The 18,037-nt window shown below is 63.4% G+C and carries 20 protein-coding genes; 12 read left to right on the top strand and 8 right to left on the bottom strand.

Annotation, left to right across the window (positions count from 1 at the left end; translation table 11 throughout):
- Nucleotides 1–32 precede the first annotated feature (32 nt).
- Nucleotides 33–332 carry a chorismate mutase gene (locus tag KR227_RS02850; protein ID WP_151530035.1) on the bottom strand — a complete coding sequence of 100 codons (300 nt, stop codon included), beginning with the start codon at nucleotides 330–332 and terminating at the stop codon, nucleotides 33–35.
- A gap of 134 nt (nucleotides 333–466) precedes the next feature.
- Between KR227_RS02850 and KR227_RS02845 the strand changes: the two genes are divergently transcribed.
- The gene (locus tag KR227_RS02845) at nucleotides 467–2,968 is read left to right on the top strand and encodes a UvrD-helicase domain-containing protein (RefSeq protein ID WP_255549022.1); all 2,502 of its coding nucleotides are present in this window, start codon (nucleotides 467–469) and stop codon (nucleotides 2,966–2,968) included.
- Between the two features lie 126 nt (nucleotides 2,969–3,094).
- Here the strand turns inward: KR227_RS02845 and KR227_RS02840 are convergent, their stop codons facing one another.
- Nucleotides 3,095–3,811, bottom strand: a complete 717-nt coding sequence (locus KR227_RS02840; protein WP_151548958.1) for a M23 family metallopeptidase — start codon at nucleotides 3,809–3,811, stop codon at nucleotides 3,095–3,097.
- 470 nt (nucleotides 3,812–4,281) lie between these two features.
- Between KR227_RS02840 and KR227_RS02835 the strand changes: the two genes are divergently transcribed.
- From KR227_RS02835 to KR227_RS02820, 4 genes are all read left to right on the top strand, one after another.
- Complete coding sequence (locus KR227_RS02835; protein WP_218363608.1) at nucleotides 4,282–5,811, top strand: DUF6350 family protein; 1,530 nt, start codon at nucleotides 4,282–4,284, stop codon at nucleotides 5,809–5,811.
- A 60-nt stretch (nucleotides 5,812–5,871) separates the two neighbouring features.
- Nucleotides 5,872–6,423 carry a phosphoribosylglycinamide formyltransferase gene (gene purN, locus KR227_RS02830; RefSeq protein WP_218363685.1) on the top strand — a complete coding sequence of 184 codons (552 nt, stop codon included), beginning with the start codon at nucleotides 5,872–5,874 and terminating at the stop codon, nucleotides 6,421–6,423.
- Nucleotides 6,424–6,505: 82 nt separating this feature from the next.
- Nucleotides 6,506–8,092 carry a bifunctional phosphoribosylaminoimidazolecarboxamide formyltransferase/IMP cyclohydrolase gene (gene purH / locus KR227_RS02825; RefSeq protein WP_218363607.1) on the top strand — a complete coding sequence of 529 codons (1,587 nt, stop codon included), beginning with the start codon at nucleotides 6,506–6,508 and terminating at the stop codon, nucleotides 8,090–8,092.
- 93 nt (nucleotides 8,093–8,185) lie between these two features.
- Nucleotides 8,186–9,034, top strand: coding sequence for a CoA ester lyase (locus KR227_RS02820; RefSeq protein ID WP_218363606.1), 849 nt, complete (start codon nucleotides 8,186–8,188; stop codon nucleotides 9,032–9,034).
- On the opposite strand, the gene KR227_RS02815 is transcribed toward KR227_RS02820, so the two are convergent.
- From KR227_RS02815 to rpmB, 6 genes are all read right to left on the bottom strand, one after another.
- Nucleotides 9,031–9,702 (bottom strand): TetR/AcrR family transcriptional regulator, encoded by a 672-nt coding sequence (locus tag KR227_RS02815; protein WP_151530040.1) that lies wholly within the window; start codon nucleotides 9,700–9,702, stop codon nucleotides 9,031–9,033. The genes KR227_RS02820 and KR227_RS02815 overlap by 4 nt on opposite strands.
- The gene (locus KR227_RS10895; protein ID WP_218363605.1) at nucleotides 9,702–10,664 is read right to left on the bottom strand and encodes a putative nucleotidyltransferase substrate binding domain-containing protein; all 963 of its coding nucleotides are present in this window, start codon (nucleotides 10,662–10,664) and stop codon (nucleotides 9,702–9,704) included. Before KR227_RS10895 ends, KR227_RS02815 begins: the two co-directional genes overlap by 1 nt.
- A 191-nt stretch (nucleotides 10,665–10,855) precedes the next feature.
- Nucleotides 10,856–11,101 (bottom strand): 30S ribosomal protein S18, encoded by a 246-nt coding sequence (gene rpsR, locus KR227_RS02805; RefSeq protein ID WP_026161376.1) that lies wholly within the window; start codon nucleotides 11,099–11,101, stop codon nucleotides 10,856–10,858.
- A gap of 13 nt (nucleotides 11,102–11,114) precedes the next feature.
- Nucleotides 11,115–11,420 carry a 30S ribosomal protein S14 gene (rpsN, locus tag KR227_RS02800; RefSeq protein WP_151530042.1) on the bottom strand — a complete coding sequence of 102 codons (306 nt, stop codon included), beginning with the start codon at nucleotides 11,418–11,420 and terminating at the stop codon, nucleotides 11,115–11,117.
- A gap of 3 nt (nucleotides 11,421–11,423) precedes the next feature.
- A complete protein-coding gene (rpmG, locus tag KR227_RS02795) occupies nucleotides 11,424–11,588 on the bottom strand; it encodes a 50S ribosomal protein L33 (RefSeq protein WP_151530043.1) in 165 nt (54 codons plus the stop codon).
- Nucleotides 11,589–11,591: 3 nt separating this feature from the next.
- The gene (gene rpmB, locus KR227_RS02790) at nucleotides 11,592–11,828 is read right to left on the bottom strand and encodes a 50S ribosomal protein L28 (RefSeq protein ID WP_151530044.1); all 237 of its coding nucleotides are present in this window, start codon (nucleotides 11,826–11,828) and stop codon (nucleotides 11,592–11,594) included.
- Nucleotides 11,829–12,472: 644 nt separating this feature from the next.
- Between rpmB and KR227_RS02785 the strand changes: the two genes are divergently transcribed.
- From KR227_RS02785 to KR227_RS02755, 7 genes are all read left to right on the top strand, one after another.
- Nucleotides 12,473–12,739, top strand: coding sequence for a type B 50S ribosomal protein L31 (locus tag KR227_RS02785; protein ID WP_018019288.1), 267 nt, complete (start codon nucleotides 12,473–12,475; stop codon nucleotides 12,737–12,739).
- Between the two features lie 15 nt (nucleotides 12,740–12,754).
- Entirely contained in the window at nucleotides 12,755–12,928 is a 174-nt protein-coding gene (gene rpmF, locus KR227_RS02780; RefSeq protein ID WP_151530045.1) for a 50S ribosomal protein L32, read from the top strand.
- Between the two features lie 289 nt (nucleotides 12,929–13,217).
- Nucleotides 13,218–13,910, top strand: a complete 693-nt coding sequence (locus tag KR227_RS02775) for a response regulator transcription factor (protein WP_151548952.1) — start codon at nucleotides 13,218–13,220, stop codon at nucleotides 13,908–13,910.
- 20 nt (nucleotides 13,911–13,930) lie between these two features.
- Complete coding sequence (locus tag KR227_RS02770) at nucleotides 13,931–15,484, top strand: ATP-binding protein (protein WP_370625145.1); 1,554 nt, start codon at nucleotides 13,931–13,933, stop codon at nucleotides 15,482–15,484.
- A gap of 95 nt (nucleotides 15,485–15,579) precedes the next feature.
- Nucleotides 15,580–17,049, top strand: a complete 1,470-nt coding sequence (locus KR227_RS02765; protein ID WP_218363604.1) for a S1C family serine protease — start codon at nucleotides 15,580–15,582, stop codon at nucleotides 17,047–17,049.
- Between the two features lie 45 nt (nucleotides 17,050–17,094).
- Nucleotides 17,095–17,694 carry a molybdenum cofactor biosynthesis protein B gene (locus KR227_RS02760; RefSeq protein WP_151530048.1) on the top strand — a complete coding sequence of 200 codons (600 nt, stop codon included), beginning with the start codon at nucleotides 17,095–17,097 and terminating at the stop codon, nucleotides 17,692–17,694.
- On the top strand, nucleotides 17,694–17,954 hold the full coding sequence (locus KR227_RS02755; protein WP_218363603.1) for a hypothetical protein: 261 nt from the start codon (nucleotides 17,694–17,696) through the stop codon (nucleotides 17,952–17,954). Before KR227_RS02760 ends, KR227_RS02755 begins: the two co-directional genes overlap by 1 nt.
- Nucleotides 17,955–18,037 lie beyond the last annotated feature (83 nt).

Here is an 18,037-nt window from a genome sequence, read left to right as displayed (position 1 = left end):
TGGGATGTGCCGCCCTCGCGTCGGGAGAGAGGCTAGAGCTTGCCGCGGCCGAGGCGCAGCAGAATACCGGCCAGCTGCGGGCCCTCTTCGCCCAATTGCTCGCGGAACTCATTAATGATGGACACCTCGCGGGTATGGACGAGGCGAGTGCCGCCGGAGCCCATGCGGGTTTTCCCAATGGCCTGGGAAATGGCGGTGCGGCGCTGGATGGATTCGATAATGACCTTGTCGAGACGATCGATTTCCTTGCGATACTGCTGGATCTCGGCGTCAGAGAGCGGATCATCAGTGCCCGACGGCATGCGAATAGCAAAATCTTCAGCATCACTCATAGCAGTATTGTGCCACACCCCCACCACATCGCGGGGTATGCGCTGGGATAATGCCTGCGATTGCGGCGGCTATCGAACGCCTGGGTGAGCATCGCTGAGCAGTGTCCGAGCGAACGAGTAGTTTAGAAGACACTATGTCGAATTCTCCCTTTAGTCCGCGTAGCACCCAGTCCTCCGCCGTGTCTCCCGCCGCCCGCGTGGCGGCCTTTCCCGGCGCTGCCGAAGCGGCAGCGTCGCGCCCGCCGCAGGCCCGCTCGGAGGCCATTGTCGAGGGGCTGAATCCGCAGCAGCGCGAGGCTGTGCTGCATAGTGGCACGCCGCTGCTGATTGTGGCGGGCGCTGGCTCGGGCAAGACCGCGGTGCTGACCCGCCGCATCGCCTATCTGCTGGCGGAGCGCGGCGTCGCTCCGTGGCAGGTGCTGGCTATTACCTTTACTAATAAGGCCGCCGCCGAGATGCGCGAGCGGGTGCTGGAGCTGGTGGGCCCGGCGGCGCAACAGATGTGGGTGTCTACCTTCCACTCCACCTGCGTGCGGATGCTGCGGCAGAATGCGCATCTGGTGCCGGGGCTGAATTCCAACTTCACCATTTATGACGCCGATGATTCCCGCCGCTTGATCGGCCTGGTGGCCAAGGACATGCAGCTCGACGCCAAGCGTTTCCCGCCCCGCCAGGTGGCCAATGCCATCTCTGCGTGGAAAAACGAGTTGCTGCGCCCGGAGGAGGCGGCGGCCGCGGCGGAGCGGACGCATAACCCCTATGAGGAGACCCATGCCGCGGTGTATCGGGAATATAATCGCCGGCTGCGGCAGGCTAATGCCGTGGATTTCGATGATCTCATCTTCGAGATGGTGGCGATTCTGCGCCAGCACCCCGAGGTGGCCCAGCACTATCGTTCCCGTTTCCGTCACGTCCTCGTGGATGAGTACCAGGACACCAACCACGCCCAGTATGCGCTTGTTGCGGAACTTGTCGGCGCTGAGAGCGAGCACCCCTCCGAGTTGTGTGTGGTGGGCGATGCCGATCAGTCGATTTATGCCTTCCGCGGCGCCACCATCCGCAATATCGAGGAATTTGAGCGCGACTTCCCGCAGGCCCGCTCCGTGCTGCTGGAGCAGAATTATCGCTCCACGCAGAATATTCTGAGCGCGGCGAACGCGGTGATCTCTCAAAACGAGGGGCGCCGAGAGAAGAAGCTGTGGACCGCGGAGGGCAGCGGCCCGAAGATCATCGGCTATGTCGCCGATAATGAGCACGACGAGGCCTCCTATATCGCCTCGGAAATCAACCGCCTGCTCGATGAAGGACACAGCGCCGATGAGGTGGCGGTGATGTATCGCACCAACAACGCCTCACGTGCCCTCGAGGACGCGTTCATGCGCTGTGGCATCACCTATCGAGTGGTGGGTGGCACGCGGTTTTATGAGCGCAAAGAGATCCGCGATATCGTCGCCTACCTGCGCGTCTTGGACAACCCCGATGATGACGTCTCCATTCGGCGCATCATCAACACCCCGCGCCGCGGTATCGGCGACAGGGCGCTTGCCTTTGTGGATCTGCACGCCGCGAATAACCAGATCCCCTTTTCCCAGGCGCTTATCGACGCCGGCAATGGCAAGATTGACCTGCTTGGCGGGCGGGGCCGCAATGCAATCGCCCGCTACAACGAGATGATGGACGGGCTGCGCGCCCGGATGGAGGAGATCCTCGCCGAGGAGGAGATCCCCGCTATTGGCGATATCATCTCCGAGGTTCTCGACGTCACCGGCTATAAGCACCAACTCGAGAAATCCAATGATCCCCAGGACGCGACCCGCTTGGATAACCTCAATGAGCTGGTGTCCGTCGCCCGCGAGTTCACCTCCGAAGTCATGAACCAGAAGGCCTATGCGGAGATGGACGGCGGCTCCCTCGAGGTAGAGGAGGGCGAGCCCGCGCCGGGTAGCCTCCAGGCTTTTCTCGAGCGCGTCTCCTTGGTGGCCGATGCCGATCAGCTGCCCGATGGCGACGAGGGTGTCGTGACGCTCATGACGCTGCACACCGCCAAGGGTTTGGAGTTCCCGATGGTCTTTCTCATCGGCTGGGAGGACGGGCAGTTCCCCCACATGCGTAGTCTCGGGGATCCGTCCGAGCTCGCCGAGGAACGGCGTCTGGCCTATGTGGGTATCACCCGCGCGCGGCAGCGGCTTTTCCTCACCCGGGCCATGGTGCGCTCGGCCTGGGGCAAGCCGATGAATAATCCGCCCTCGCGCTTCCTCAACGAGATCCCCTCTGAGCTGATCGAGTGGGAGCGAGAAGAACCGCAGCCCAGCTCCGCATGGGGCAGCGGCTCCGCATGGGGCAGCGGCTCAGGAATGGGCGGCGGCTCGTGGTCCGGCTCGGGCTATGGCTCCGGTTCCAGCTATGGCTCGCCCCAGCACTCGAGCCCGCGCCCCAGCAGCCCCGCGCCGAAACGCCATCTGAATAAGAATCTCTCGCTGCAGGCAGGCGATAGGGTCAATCACGATAAATACGGCCTCGGAACCGTGGTGGCCGTGGAAGGGGTGGGGGTGCGTGCCACCGCCACCATCGACTTCGGTTCGAGCGGCACCGTTCGCCTGATGCTGCTCGGCGGTGTGCCCATGGAGAAGCTCTAAGCACCCGGCCCGCTCTGCGGCGGGTGGCGCCTCACCCGCGGGTCCGCCCGCAGCAGGTGCAGCACGACATCAGCCCGCAACGTGATCACACACGCTGCGGGCTGATGTTTATGTTCTAAAGATTATTTAGACGTGGATGCCCAGGTTGGCCAGCCACGGCACAGGATCGATGGGGCCGCCGCCACCGGGGTGAACCTCGAAGTGCAGGTGGGAGCCGGTGGAGAAACCACGGGAACCCATGCCGGCGATACGCTGCCCAGCGGTTACCTTCTGGCCCACGGCGACCTCGACGGTCTCCATGTGGCCGTAGACGGTGATGGTGCCGTCATCGTGCAGCACCCGCACCCAGTTGCCGAAACCGGAGGCCGGGCCGGCATCGATCACGGTGCCATTCAGCACGGCGACGATGGAGGTGCCCACGGCATTGGCGATGTCGATGCCGTTGTGCATGGTGCCCCAGCGGGGACCGAAGGGGGAGGTGAAGGTACCCTCGGCCGGCTTGGCAGCCTTCGGGGCGCGGGCCGCAGCATCGGCGGCGAGGCGATCCTTGGTGAACTTCAGGGCGGTCTGCACCTGGTTGCTCAGGTCCTCCACCGGCTTGTACTCGGCGATAGCGAGGATCTGCGGCTGTGCATCGGGGATGGTGGTCGCCGGATCGGCGGCCAGCTCGAAAGCGGCGGTCTCAGGCTGGGAATCAGCAGTGGTAGCGGCAACGGCGGCGCCGCCGGCTCCCGCGATGGAGACGGAGCCAGTAGCAAAAGCCACTGCGGCGACGCGTCCCTTAGCGGTTGCGCTCATCGCAGTGGTGCGGTGCTTGGCGTGTGCCCGAGTCTGAGTCTGCATGAGCCTTCTTTCTGTGCCTAACTAGTGTTCCGAGGGGAACCGCGGATCTGGATTGTCGTGACGCTGCTGGATGCATACAGAGAATGTGGACATCCAGAAGGTACGGAATCGTTAGATCCTTAGAAGTGTACAAAAATGTAACCATCCCGTTATCAACAGGTAGTAACGCTAGCCTTTTATAACGAATTGGTCAAGCACAATCGAGCATGTTGTGAAAAATGTTTCTATACGTGACAACGGGGGAGAACGTTACAGGCGTGACTCTTCCCCTCCCACCCGAGAGGGGGTGAGGGGCGCTGCTAGTGTCGCTTGACCTATCTTTCGCTGATTCATGGCAAAGTGGTCGTGTGAGTAAAACGACGTCGCCACAGAGCCATTCCTCGAGGAAAACGCGACAATCGAGGCGTGTCAAGGTTAGCGCCAGCACCGCCGAACGTCGCCAGCGCGCAGCTGAGCAAGCGCCCGCTCCCGTGACGTGGCGGTCACGTCTGCTCCGCTTCGGCGGGGCCTCGGTGATCGCCAACGTGATTGTGCTCGCACTCTGTGTGGTGGTGGCGTTCGCCGCGATTCTCTTTAGTAATGAGCCTCTGGGGTATCTGCTGAACGCCACCGCCTATGTGTGGGCAGGGGCACATACGGCGGCGCTCCACACCGAGACCGTCACCTTTTCCGCGATGCCGCTTCTGGGGCCGGTGGTGGTGATCGCCGGCATGGCCGCCTTGATCCGGCACAACGTGAATAAAAAGGTGAGCGTGGTAGACATTGCCTATCTCACCGGCGCCACCGTGCTCGTGCCGCTGCTGTTTGCTGTGGCGATCTGGGCCGTGCTGCGTCCGGCCGAGTTCACCCTGCAGCTGCCGAACCTGCTGGGGCGTGTGCTCGCCATTCACCTGCTGGCCTTGATCTTTGGCATGGGCCCGCGCTTGTGGCGGGCACTGTGCAAGAAATACGGTGTTCCCAGCGAAGTGCTCAGCGGCTTCGACGCGGCCACGCGTTTTCATACCGCCATGGCCGCCGTCGCTGTGCTCGTCGTCGGCGTGAGCATCGCCGCCCACCATGCCGCGCTCGGCGAGATCCGTAGCGCCTTCGAGGGCAGCTCCGGCTTCCTCGGGGTGGTGGGGGTCTCCGTGCTCTACGCCGTCAATGGCGTGGTCGCCGCCATGGCCGTGCTCAGCGGAAGCGAAGCCCGCTTCGGTGAGGGGTTTGTGAGCCTTTTCGACGCCACCCTCGTGCCCATGCCCCCGCTGCCGCTGCTGACAGCGTGGCCGGCCTCGATCTGGGACTACGCTTGGCTGCTCCTGCTGGTGCCCATGCTCATTGCCCTCGAGATCGGCTGGCGCATCCCCGCCCGCGCCGAGCGTCCGTGGCTGTGTGTGGCGCTGTCCGCGCTCTGGACCGCCGCGATCGCCGCCGTGCTGGCATGGCTGCTGAGCGGCCAGGTGGGCCTCTACGGCTCTATCGGCGTGCATGTGCCGCTCTTCGCCGGTGTGAGTGCGGCGTGGATGCTCGTACTCGGCATCGCCATGGTGGGCCTAGACCGCCTGCTGGCGTATCGCGCCGCCGCCGCGGTTCCGGAGGAATTCCGCGAGACCGACTCCGAGGAGGAGTACAGCGAGGACAGCGAAGAAACCGAGGAATACGAAGCGGACTTCGTCGGCGGTTTCGACGATGTGGAGCACAACGAAGACTACGAAGAACAGCTCACGGACATCCCCGCCATCGACGAGCACGCCGCTAGCCCGGCAGAGGAGAGCGCGGAGCCGAACGAGGAAGAGGACTCGGGCGAAGAAGAGGAGCCCACAGAGAGCGCTGCCGCAGAGGAGACTGCCCCGGCCGAGGAGCACCCGCAGGACCCGGATCCGGCAGCGGGGGAGGATGACGCCGAGATGGCGTCGACAAGCGAAAGCACAGAAAGTGCGGATGAGAACAACCAAACGGGGGTAGAGGAGGCCGAAACTGAGCGATCGCAGGGGGAAGAAGACAGTAGTGAACCGCGTTAGCGTTAGTATGTGTTCGTGACTTCACCCCATAGCACTACCCCGAGCACTGATCTGCAGCCCATGCGCATCGTCATTCTGGCATCGGGCTCCGGCACTCTTGCCCAGGCCATCATGGACGCCCAGGATGAGGCGTATCGCGTATGTGGACTGGTGGCGGATTGTGAATGCCAGGCCCTGGAGCGGGCCCGCACCGCTGGAGTGCAGGCAGAGCTCGTGCCCTTTCGTGGCGGCGCGGAGCGAGACCACTGGAACCGAGATCTGGCGCAGGCCGTAGCGGCGCTGCAGCCAGATTTTGTTGTTTCAGCGGGCTTTATGCGCATCCTCAGCCCCGAGTTTCTCGAGCGTTTCCCGCGGCGGGTCATTAATACCCACCCGGCGCTGCTGCCCGCATTCCCGGGCGCGCACGCGGTGCGGGATGCGCTGAACTACGGGGTGAAAGTCACCGGATCGACGGTTCATTACGTTGACGAGGGCGTGGACACCGGCGAGATCATCGAGCAACGCCCCGTTGCGGTGCACGCCGATGACACCGAAGCCAGCCTGCATGAGCGCATCAAAGTAGTAGAGCGGCAGGCCATCGTTGATGTGCTGCACACTCTGTCCCGCAGCTAGCCTGCGCCGCTACGGCAGGCGCTGCGCACCAGAGACCATTGTTGGCGAAAGACATACTGCGAAAGGTTAGGAACAAGCTCATATGAGCGAGGATCGCAAGACTATTAAGCGCGCATTGATCAGCGTGTATGACAAGACTGGGTTGGAGTCTCTCGCGCGTGATCTGCACGAGGCCGGCGTGGATATTGTCTCCACCGGCTCCACCGCTGCCCGCATTGAGGAGGCCGGGGTTCCCGTGACCCCCGTGGAGGCCATTACCGGCTTCCCCGAGTGTCTTGAGGGGCGGGTTAAGACGCTGCACCCGAAGGTGCACGCAGGCATCCTCGCCGACACCCGCAAGGACGATCACCTCTCCCAGCTCGAGGAGCTGGGCGTGGAGGCCTTCCAGCTGGTGGTGGTGAATCTCTACCCCTTCCGCGAGACCGTGGCCTCCGGCGCAGACTTCGACGCCTGCGTGGAGCAGATCGACATCGGCGGTCCCTCCATGGTGCGTGCCGCCGCGAAGAATCACCCCTCGGTAGCCGTGGTCACCTCGCCTGCGCATTACGACGCCATCTCCCAGGCGCTCTCCAGCGGCGGCTTTAGCCGGGCCGAGCGCACCGAACTCGCCGCCGAGGCGTTCCGGCACACCGCCGCCTATGACGTGGCCGTGGCCACCTGGATGGGCGAGCAGCTGCACCAGCAGGACGATGCCGACAACACCTTCCCCGCATGGCGTGGCGCCAGCTATACCCTGCAGGAAACCCTGCGCTATGGCGAGAACCCGCACCAGAGCGCGGCCCTGTATCTCAACGACGCCGAGCATGAGGGACTGGCGCGCGCCACCCAGCTGCACGGCAAGCAGATGAGCTACAACAACTACACCGATGGCGACGCAGCCTGGCGCGCCGCCTGGGACCACGAGCGTCCCTGTGTGGCGATCATCAAGCACGCCAACCCCTGCGGTATCGCGGTATCGGAGGAATCCATCGCGGAGGCCCACCGCCGCGCCCACGCCTGCGATCCGATGTCTGCCTTCGGCGGCATCATTGCCGCCAACCGTGCCGTATCCAAGGAGATGGCGGAAACCGTCTCTGGGATCTTCACCGAGGCGATTATCGCCCCCGGCTATGAAGACGGTGCGGTAGAGATCCTGCAGCAGAAGAAGAATATTCGTATCCTGCTCTGCCCCGCCCCCGAGCAGCAGCAGTATGAGACCCGTGAAATCTCCGGTGGTCTGCTCGTGCAGCAGCGCGATCGCCTCCAGGCCGAGGGCGATACCGCGGCCGGCTGGACCCTCGCCGCCGGTGAGGCCGTGGACGAGGACACCCTGGCCGATCTCGAGTTCGCATGGCGCTCGGTGCGCGCCACCAAGTCCAATGCCATCCTACTCGCCCACGATGGTGCCACCGTGGGTGTGGGCATGGGGCAGGTCAATCGCGTGGACGCCGCCAAGCTCGCGGTCGAGCGCGCCAATACCCTGGCAGGGGAGCAGGAGCGCGCCCGCGGTGCGGTGGCCGCCTCCGATGCCTTCTTCCCCTTCGCCGATGGCTTCGAGGTGCTCTCTGAAGCTGGAGTTCGTGCCGTGGTGCAGCCCGGCGGCTCCATCCGCGATGATGAAGTGATCGAGGCCGCCACCAAGGCCGGCGTGACGATGTACTTCACCGGCGCCCGCCACTTCGCGCACTAAACCCGGCGCTGCGAGCGGCTATGGCCGCAGTCGCGGTGCGGCTACGCGCAGCGGGCCCTGCGAGGAGGACGGTGACAGCTAGACTGATCTGGCATGAGCACTTTCCATCTCGCAGGGCCCGCTTTGCTCTTCGCCCCCGTTAATCGCCCAGAGATCATCCCCAAGGCCGCCGCGCGGGCGGATATGGTGATCCTCGATTTAGAAGATGGTGCTGGGACGGTGGATCGGGCGAGTGCCTACGCCACCATTCGCGAGTCCGATCTCGACCCGGCACGCACCTTCGTGCGGGTGGTGGGCCCGCAGGATGAGCACCACGAGGATGATCTTCGCTGCGTCGCAGAGACGCCGTATCGTTCGGTGATCATCCCGAAGGTCACCGGCCCGCTGCCGGATTCCCCGCTGCTCGACGGACTCGATATTGTGCCGATCATTGAGCTGCCCGAGGCGCTGCTGCATACCGCCGAGATCGCCCGCGATGAGCGGGTGGTGGGCCTGTATTGGGGCGCCGATGATTTCACCATCGGCCTCGGCGGGGCGAGCTCGCGCCAGCAAGACGATGAGCCCTTTCCCGGCCGCTATCGGGCGCCGCTGGACTATCTGCGCTCCCATACCCTTATTCACGCCGCCGCGGCGGGCAAGTTCGCCATCGACGCGGTGTATCAAGACTTCACGGATCTCGAGGGGCTCTACACCGAGGCGCTCGACTCGGCGCGCATGGGCTTTGCCGCCTATCCCTGTATCCACCCCAGCCAGGTGGAGACGGTGCGCCGCGCCTTTCACCCGAGTGCGGCACAGCTGGACTGGGCCCGGCGCATCGCGGCGGAAAGCCGCCGACACCCAGGCGCGTTTTCCCTCGATGGGGAAATGGTGGATACCCCGCTGATTACCCTGGCGCATCGGCTTCTCGAGCGCAGCGGCGAGGCCACGGAGAGCGCGGACTAGCTGGTCTGCACCTTGGTGATGAGCTCCAGTGCCGTTTCTTCGCGGCGCTCTGGCAGCTCGGCGTTGAGCACCGCCAGGGCGGCGTCGGCCAGAATCACCGTTGGCTCGGGCAGGCTATCGATCGCCAGCGGGAAGGGGATGGTGCCATCATTAGGGCGCATATCCACCACCGACTGGGCGATATGCCGCGGCAGGAAGGTGCGAGGATCATCGGGGCCGACGATCTCCGCGGCGAGGTCCCGGAAGATTTGGGAAAGATCCCCGCGCTGGCGGTGGAACTCCGTGAACTCTTCCGAGGCGGCCATCGGCAGCTGATAGAGCTTGCCCACATTCCATCGCGTGGACAGCAAATGCCGCGTCTCGGCGGCCACCTGGGCCCACAGGCGCATCTCGGGCGTGATATCCGAGGCGCCAAGCTCCGCGGCCACCACCATCGACGGTTCCACCGTGGACTTCAGCAGGGTGAGAAAGATATCCGACTTAGAAGGAAAGTGGTAGTACAGGCTCGCCTGGCGCATGCCCACCGCGTCCGCGATCTCGTGGGTGGAGGTGGTGGAAAAACCTTTAGTGGTGAACAACTCGGCGGCGGCGTCGAGGATTTCCTCTCGGGCATTGTTGCCGCGCCGACGATCGCTATTTTTGCGGGGACGTCCTACTGCTCCGGCCATTATTTTCCCTCCTCGACGCTGTGCGCCTGATTATAGCGAGCCTCAACGGCCGCAAAGACATCCGATAGTAGTCGGGACGCTGCGCCAAAGGCGGAACGATCCAGCTGCGGGAGCAGATCCCAGCGCATGACGTGCCCGCCAGCGCGGTCCGCCCAGCGGTGCAGCTGGAGGGTGATCGCCGCCGTCCATGCCTCCCGAGCATAGGCGGCTTCGTGATGGCTGAGTACACCAGCCACCTCCGCGGCGGCGATGCGGCGATCCGTTTCCGTCACGGTACTGCCGGCGCGCATCGACGCCCACCGGGCCAGCTTGGCCAGCGGTACCACCAGTTCAGCGTGCATATCCACGACGCGGTCGCGCTTCGGTAGGCCATCGATGACTTCGATCGCCGGCGGGCGCACCTTCGCGGCGTGGCTGAGCAGCGGGGTGCTCAGCTCCGCATCGCTGGCCACCGCGGCCGCGAGTTCGGCGGCCACCCAGGTACCGGCATCTGCGAAAAGCCCCATGGCTTCGCCATCGCCGCGCTCGACCGATGCGTGGATCCGGCGGATCCATTCCTGCTTATCCGCGGGGGTGAAGCTATCGGGGGTGGCGTGCACGGTCAGACCGGACGATTCGCAGAAGTGGGCGAGGGCGGCGTCGTCACTGCTCTGCCCCTCGCGGAGCACGCTGAGCCACTGCACCCCCGAGGTGGGCAGGCCATGGCCGCGGCCGAAGGCGCCGGTGACCACGATGGTGGCGCCACCGCAGAGCTGCGACACCGCGGGGGAGTGCAGCACGGCCTGCACCACATCGGAGAACCACCGGGTGAGCGACCACGCATCTACCTTGTCCTCGTGGGAGATGGCGTTGCGCAGCAGAATATGGGATTCCTCGAGGATGTCACGAGCCATGGCGAGGCTGTGGCACTGGGGCGCTTGCTCGAGTAGTTGGCGGAGGGAGGGATGCAGTGAAGTGGGCACAGGTGGGCTTTCTTGTGCGAGGTGGACGGTTAGCAAAAGACTACCAAGCCTGGAGATAAGCAAAAGGCGCATAACTCCCGAAATGTGGGAGATATGCGCCTTGTACTGCTGAAAACTCTTGCCGTGTCACGAATGCCAGCGGCAACAGTGCGCTGTCATCGCGTAAGCGATTAGAGTGCGTCCCAGTCGGCTTAGCGGCTGGTGAACGGCAGGAGGGCCATCTCGCGGGCGTTCTTCACAGCGGTAGCGACCTGGCGCTGCTGCTGCGGGGTGAGCCCGGTGACGCGGCGGGAACGAATCTTGCCGCGGTCAGAGATGAAGGTACGAAGAGTGTTGACTTCCTTGTAGTCAACCTTCTCGATACCCAGAGCCTTCAGAGGGTTCTTCTTGGGGCGGCGGGACTGTTCCATCCGCGCCTTCTTAAAATTACGCTTCATTGAAACTCCCTAATTACCAGCTGGACTTACGGACGCCCGGAAGCTCACCACGGTGAGCCATGCCGCGAACGCGGACACGGGACAGGCCGAACTTGCGGAGGTAGCCGCGGGGACGACCATCGTGGGCGTCGCGGTTACGCACGCGGACCGGGGAGGCGTCGCGGGGCTGACGGTTCAGCTCGTACTGCGCATCCAAACGGTCCTCGTCAGAGGTGTTCGGGTTCTTGATGATGGCCTTGAGCTCAGCGCGACGCTCCGCAAAGCGGGCGACGATTTCCTTGCGCTGCTCGTTCTTGGCGATCTTAGACTTCTTAGCCATAGATTATCGCTCCTCGCGGAATTCGACGTGCTTGCGGGCGATCGGATCATACTTCTTCAGCGTGATGCGATCGGGGTTATTGCGCTTGTTCTTCCGAGTCACATAGGTGTAGCCGGTGCCCTCGGTGGACTTCAGCTTGATGATCGGGCGGATGTCATTACGTGCCATAAGTTAGATCTTCTCCCCACGTGCGATGAGTCGAGTAACAACGGCGTCGATGCCATCGCGGTCGATGATCTTCAGGCCCTTGGTGGACACATTCAGAGTTACGGTACGACCCAAAGAAGGGGCGTAGAAACGACGACGCTGCACGTTGGGGCTCCAACGGCGGTTAGTGCGTCGGTGCGAGTGCGAGACGGACTTGCCGAAACTCGGCTTGCGTCCCGTTACCTGGCAAATAGCCGACATGGGTTTCCTTCTCCTAGCCGCCCACGTCTGACTCTTCTGGAGCCGCTGCTCGCACAAGGCCTCAAAAATAAAAAAGGCATCGGGGCGCGGCTCACAGCCACGTCGACGGGGCGTAAACGAATACTTCGACAACAGCAAGCGATAACAATACATGTTTTCGCGTGAAATCCCTAATCGCTTGCTCATTTGCTATCGCGCCGGCCACTGCTGGGGTGCGTGGGGTAGATGTGGCGCGCGGATTACATGTCATTACGCAGGAGGCTCTATATATGTAGAGCCCTGTGCGTGGCTTATCGACGCCATCCCCTCGCCGCCGCAACCCCGCGGCAGAGCCGGGACGTGGAACTCGTGCGAGGTTGGGGGAGTTTTGCAGGAACAATGCCGGTGTGTAGGATGTTTCGAGTGCCATCGTGCACGCCTATGTCCGCTGCGCGCGAGGCATGGGCGGTGGCGATGAGCGAACCGCGCTCAGTAGCACATAGCCATCGTTTCGGTGGCCGTGGCTGCCGCGCAGAACTGCACACCTAAAGAAACCCAACTCAGGCACGACGTGCGCCGTGGCTGGTCACTTATACATTTCAAGGACTATGCCGGCGTGATGCGCGCGACCGACCTGAAGTTCAACCCTGAGGGAATCGAAGTTTATGAAGAAGGACATCCACCCTGACTACCACTGGGTAGTTTTCCAGGATGCTGGTACGGGCCACAAGTTCCTGACCCGCTCCACCGCCGGTAGCTCTCGCACCGTCGAGTGGGAGGACGGCAACGAGTACCCGCTTATCGTCGTTGACGTCACCAGCGAGTCTCACCCGTTCTGGACCGGCGCTCAGCGTGTCATGGACACCGCTGGTCGAGTCGAGAAGTTCCAACGTCGTTACGGCAACCGAGTTCGCCGCAACAAGAAGGCCTAAAGGAGGGAATACATCATGGCAGTACCAAAGCGTCGTATGTCGCGTGCCAACACTCGTTCCCGTCGCTCTCAGTGGAAGGCCAACAACGTGGCACTCCAGGAAGTCAAGATCGACGGCCAGACCTACCGCATTCCGAAGCGTCTGGTGAAGGCCGCCAAGCTCGGCCTGGTGGACCTCGAGCAGTTCTAAGCGCGAAAAACACCTGATAACTATGTCCGCTGCGGCGCCTGGCGCCCAGCTGAGATAAGCACAGAACCCATCGCCTGCGACGGCGGTGGGTTTTGTTTATGTGCCACCCCGGCCACGGCACTGCGCCGCGTTGTGGGGGAGGGGTGGGGCGCGTGTGCGCGGGCAGCGGCGAGGCAGGTCACACTAAAGCTGTGGGTTCGCTGTCAGCCGCTAAAAAGCTTTCTGTAAAGAGTCTAAAATCGGCGTCATCGTAGGTATGTTTGGCGATACATAGGGCACAATAGAGTTCATGAAAATTCTGGTAGTTGATGACGAACAAGCGGTACGCGAGTCGCTGCGCCGCTCCCTGACGTTCAATGGCTATGAGGTAGTCATGGGCGAGGATGGCCAAGACGCTCTGGACCTCACCGAACAGGAGCAGCCCGATCTGCTGATCTTGGACGTGATGATGCCGCGCGTCGATGGCCTCGAGGTGTGCCGCACCTTGCGCAGCCGCGGCGATGATCGTCCCATTCTGGTGCTCACCGCACGCGATGGTGTCTCGGACCGCGTGGCCGGTCTGGATGCGGGTGCCGATGACTACCTGCCCAAGCCTTTTGCACTCGAGGAACTGCTGGCTCGGGTGCGTTCCTTGCTGCGCCGCGCCGCCGCCGAGGCCATCGGCCCAGAAACCACCGCCGATTTGGTCTATTCCGACCTGCGCCTGAACCCCGAAACCCGTGATGTGTTCCGTGGCCAGCGCCAGATCAGCCTCACTCGCACCGAGTTCGCGCTGCTCGAGCTGCTGCTCTCGAGGGCGACGCATGTGCTCAGCCGTTCCGCGATCTTCGAAGAAGTATGGGGCTATGATTTCCCCACCTCCGGCAATGCGCTCGAGGTCTACATCGGCTATCTGCGCCGCAAGACCGAGGCCGATGGCGAGCCCCGCCTGATTCACACGGTGAGGGGTGTCGGCTACGTGCTGCGTGAGACTGCACCGTGATTTTGCGGCAGTCTACATCAGTGCCCGAGGACGGTGATATCGCCGACTCGGGCACCGATGCTGAAATGGATAGGCGCCTCGGCGGGTGGAATCGTTCCCCGCTGCGGTGGCGTTTGTCTATGGTCGCGGCCTTTATGGTGGCCGTCGCCGTAGGAATCATGACCATCGCCGCCTACTGGACGGTCTCGACCGCGATGACGAACTCGGTCGACCGTGAGCTCGAGAGCAAAGCGGAAACCCTGCTATCGAAGAGCCTCGATCCGGTGTTTATCTACAACCCCGAAGCCGAGATTCTGCGCTTTAAAAACTACAACCCCTCCATGCGCGTGGCGTATTTCCCGCCCGGCTCGCATTCTGGGGTAGGCGATCAGATTCAGCTTTTCGACGAAATCAGGGTGATTAATGGCGCCCAGCAGCTGAGCCGCCGCAATAACGGCGATGAGCGCGTGGTGGCGGTGCGCAATGACTATGGCGCTACGGTGATTCTGGCCCAGGACCTAGAAAACACCCACCGCATTATCACCAGCCTGGGGTTGATGCTGCTCACCATTGGTGGTGTGGGCGTGCTCATCGCCATTGCCACCGGCATGGTGATTGCCCGCACCGGTCTACGCCCGGTGGGCCGGCTCCAGCAGGCCGTGGACTATGTGGCCCGCACGGACGATCTCCGCCCGATCCCCGTGGTCGGCGATGACGAGCTGGCGCAGCTCACCCGCTCCTTCAATGACATGCTGGCGGCCCTGCAGGCCTCCCGTATCCGCCAGGCGGAGCTGGTGGCCGATGCCGGGCATGAGCTGAAAACCCCCTTGACTTCGCTGCGCACCAATATCGAGCTGTTGATGATGGTCACCCGCAGCAATGGGGCGGCGATCAGCGAGGAGGACCGCAATGATCTGGAGCGCGATGTGGTCGCCCAGATCGAGGAGATGTCCACCCTGATTGGTGATCTCGTGGATTTGGCCCGCGAGGATGGCCCCCAACAAGTAGTGGAGCTGGTCGATCTCGCCGAGGTCATGGAGGAGTCGCTGTCCCGCGTGGAGCGACGCCGCCCCGATGTGGCATTTGAGATGCAGACCACCGACTGGTTCCTCTACGGTGATCCCTTCGCGCTGGGGCGCGCCACCTTGAACCTGATGGATAATGCGGCCAAATGGTCGCCCTCCGATGGGGTGGTGCGCATCGCCATGAATCCGGTGCGGGAGGATCTCGTGGAGCTCACCTTCGCGGACTCCGGACCAGGTATTCCGGTGGAAGATCGCGAGAAGGTGTTCCAGCGTTTCTACCGCTCGGTGCAATCGCGCTCCATGCCCGGCTCCGGGCTGGGGCTGGCTATCGTCAAGCAGGTGATCGAACGCCATGCCGGCACGATCGTCGCCGAGGAATCCGAGAGCGGCGGGGCGCTGATGCGCGTGCAGCTGCCGGGTGAGCCCAGCAATCCGGAGGCCCAAGACGAAGAGATGGAGCCGGCGGAGGGCGACGTCGATAAGCGCGAAAGCCCCATAAAGGAATTTCCGCAGCAGGGCTCGCGCGAAGAAATCTTCGGCGCGCTGTGGGAACGTAACCGAGAAAACTAGGCGGCGGGCTTCCAAGGAAACTGACAGACAACTGTCAGTAAGCGCGATATTCTTCGCCAGTCATTCCCCACAATCAAGGTGAATAATAAGGATTTATGAACGAAGATAACACCACGCCCCGCCCCTCCGAGTCTCCCTCGTGGGGCCAGCAAAACGGATCAGAATCCACCGAGTCCGCGCAGGCTCACGGCGCCGAGTCCGGCTGGCAGTCCCCGAGCACCAACCCCTATGGCCGCTGGCAGGACCAACCTACCCAGCAATTCGGGCCCGCCGATCAGCCGGCGCCGCAGCAGGGCGCGCCCGCGCAGCCTGCACAGCCGGCACAACCCGCGCAGCCTGGACAGCCGGCGCAGCACGCGGCCGGCACCCCGTGGGCTGGGCCACAGAACCCGCAGCCGCAGAACCCGCAGCCACAGCCGGGCGCCCAACAGCCCGGCCCGAACGCGGTGCCGGAGGGCGACTATAGCGATCCCGCCGCGCCGCAGCAGAAACCCAAGCGCCAGGTCGGCTTTGTCACGGCGATGGCCATGATGCTTGTGGGCGCTGTCGCTGCCGGCAGCATCACCGGCCTGGTGGTGGCTAATTCCGGTACGGGCAGCTCGCCGCGCTCGGATCGGGTCAACGCGCTCGCCGAACAGCCCGTGGAGCGCACCGGCGCTGCCGCAGAGGGCAGCGTGGAAGACGTCGCCAGCCGGGTGCTGCCGGCCGTGGTGTCGATTACCACCCAAACCGCGGAAGGCTCGGGCTCGGTGATCTCCGAAGACGGGCTCATCCTGACCAATAACCACGTGGTGGCCGGCAGCGAGAATTCCCCGATCGTCGTGACGATGCACGATGGCCAGCACTATCAAGCCGATTTCATCGCCGGTGATTCCGATACCGACGTGGCCGTGATTAAGCTGCGCAACGCCCGCAATCTCACCGTGATGACCTTCGGTAACTCCGATGATCTCAAGGTAGGCCAGCAGGTGGTGGCCGTCGGCTCGCCCCTCGGGCTCGAGGCCACGGTGACCAGCGGTATTGTCTCCGCCCTGAACCGCCCGATCCGGGCCGCAGGCAATCGCGCCGGCGAGTCCTCGCTTATCGACGCCATCCAAACGGACGCAGCGATCAACCCCGGCAACTCCGGTGGCCCGCTGGTGGACATGCAGGGCAACCTCGTGGGAATGAACTCGGTGATTGCCACCACCTCCACCGGGGGCGGCAGAAGCGCCGGTTCCATTGGTGTCGGCTTCGCTATTCCTTCCAACCAGACGCGCCGGCTGGCCAACCAGTTGGTGGAGACCGGCAAGGTGAAGCAGCCGATTATCGGGGCGCGGGTATCGCGCAGCCCCTCGCCCTATGGCGCCGTGGTGGCCGAGGTGGAGCCGGGTAGCCCCGCCGAGGCCGCTGGAGTGAAGCCCGGAGATATTATTTCGCGGGTCGATGATCGCGCCATCGACAGTGCAGATGCGCTGATCACAGCGGTGCGCTCCCAAGAATTCGGGGCGACGATCAAGCTGGAAATTGTCGATGACAATGGCGAGAATCCGCGAATGGTCGAGGTTACGCTGCCGAACGAGTAGATTGATAGCCAGCACTCGTAGATTCCCCGATCAGAAAAGGTCGACATGGTTGACGATAACTTCAACTCCGCAGCTGATCGAGCTGCGCAACGCCTCGCCGACATCGAGGAACCATCGGCAGAATTTCTGCAGGCCTCCGAACGGGAAGAAGTCGCTGGCCGGCGCACCGTGCACCACGCCCTCGTGGTGTTGGTGACCGATCACGTCATCGCCAGCGGCAAAGACACCGACCGCCTCGTGACCGAGCTGCTCGAAGAGGGCAACTATGCGGTCGACGCGGTCGTGTCGGTGCGTTCGGATGAATCCGCAATCCGTACCGCCATTGAAACCGCCGTGGTCGGTGGCGCCGATCTGGTGATTACCATCGGCGGTACTGGGGTGGGCCCGCGCGATAAGGCCCCAGAAGCCACCGAGGCGGTGCTGGATCTGAAACTCAACGGCGTTACTCAGGCGCTACGCTCCTCCGGGCTGGCCTGCGGTGCCGTGGATGCGTGCGTCTCCCGCGGCGTGGCTGGGGTGTCTGGTTCCACCGTGGTGGTTAATATCGCCCCCTCGCGGGCGGCGATTCGCGATGGCATGGCCACGCTCTTGCCGCTGGTGGATCACGTGATCGAGCAGCTGCAGAATTGGAGTGTAGAAGACTAGTGGCACAACCCCCGTCGAGAAAATCGCGGCCGCGCCGCCGCGCCCGTCGTCTCTCCGATGCGGAGAATATTGATCGCAGCGTGGACTCGATTGACTTCTATCGCCGCATCACCGGAGCCGAAAATACCCGCGGAGATCGCGACCGCACCGTCGATGTCGATAGCGACGGCGTCGTGGAAGAACGAGCGCCCATAGACGCAGATGGGCGGCTCAGCGCCGAGTTCTGGACGCAGAACCGCCCGCCGCATCACGGGGACTAGCGCCTAAGCGCAGAATAATCGCCGCCGCAGCCTAACACCATGAGGGTGCCAGGCTGGGGCGGCGTTGTGCTGGAAGAACGTCC

The sequence above is a fragment of the Corynebacterium sp. TAE3-ERU30 genome, from assembly GCF_019209925.1.
Lineage (GTDB): Bacteria > Actinomycetota > Actinomycetes > Mycobacteriales > Mycobacteriaceae > Corynebacterium > Corynebacterium megadyptis.
The sequence above is the reverse complement of the archived record's forward strand: the minus strand, read 5'-3'. Positions and strand labels throughout refer to the sequence as shown.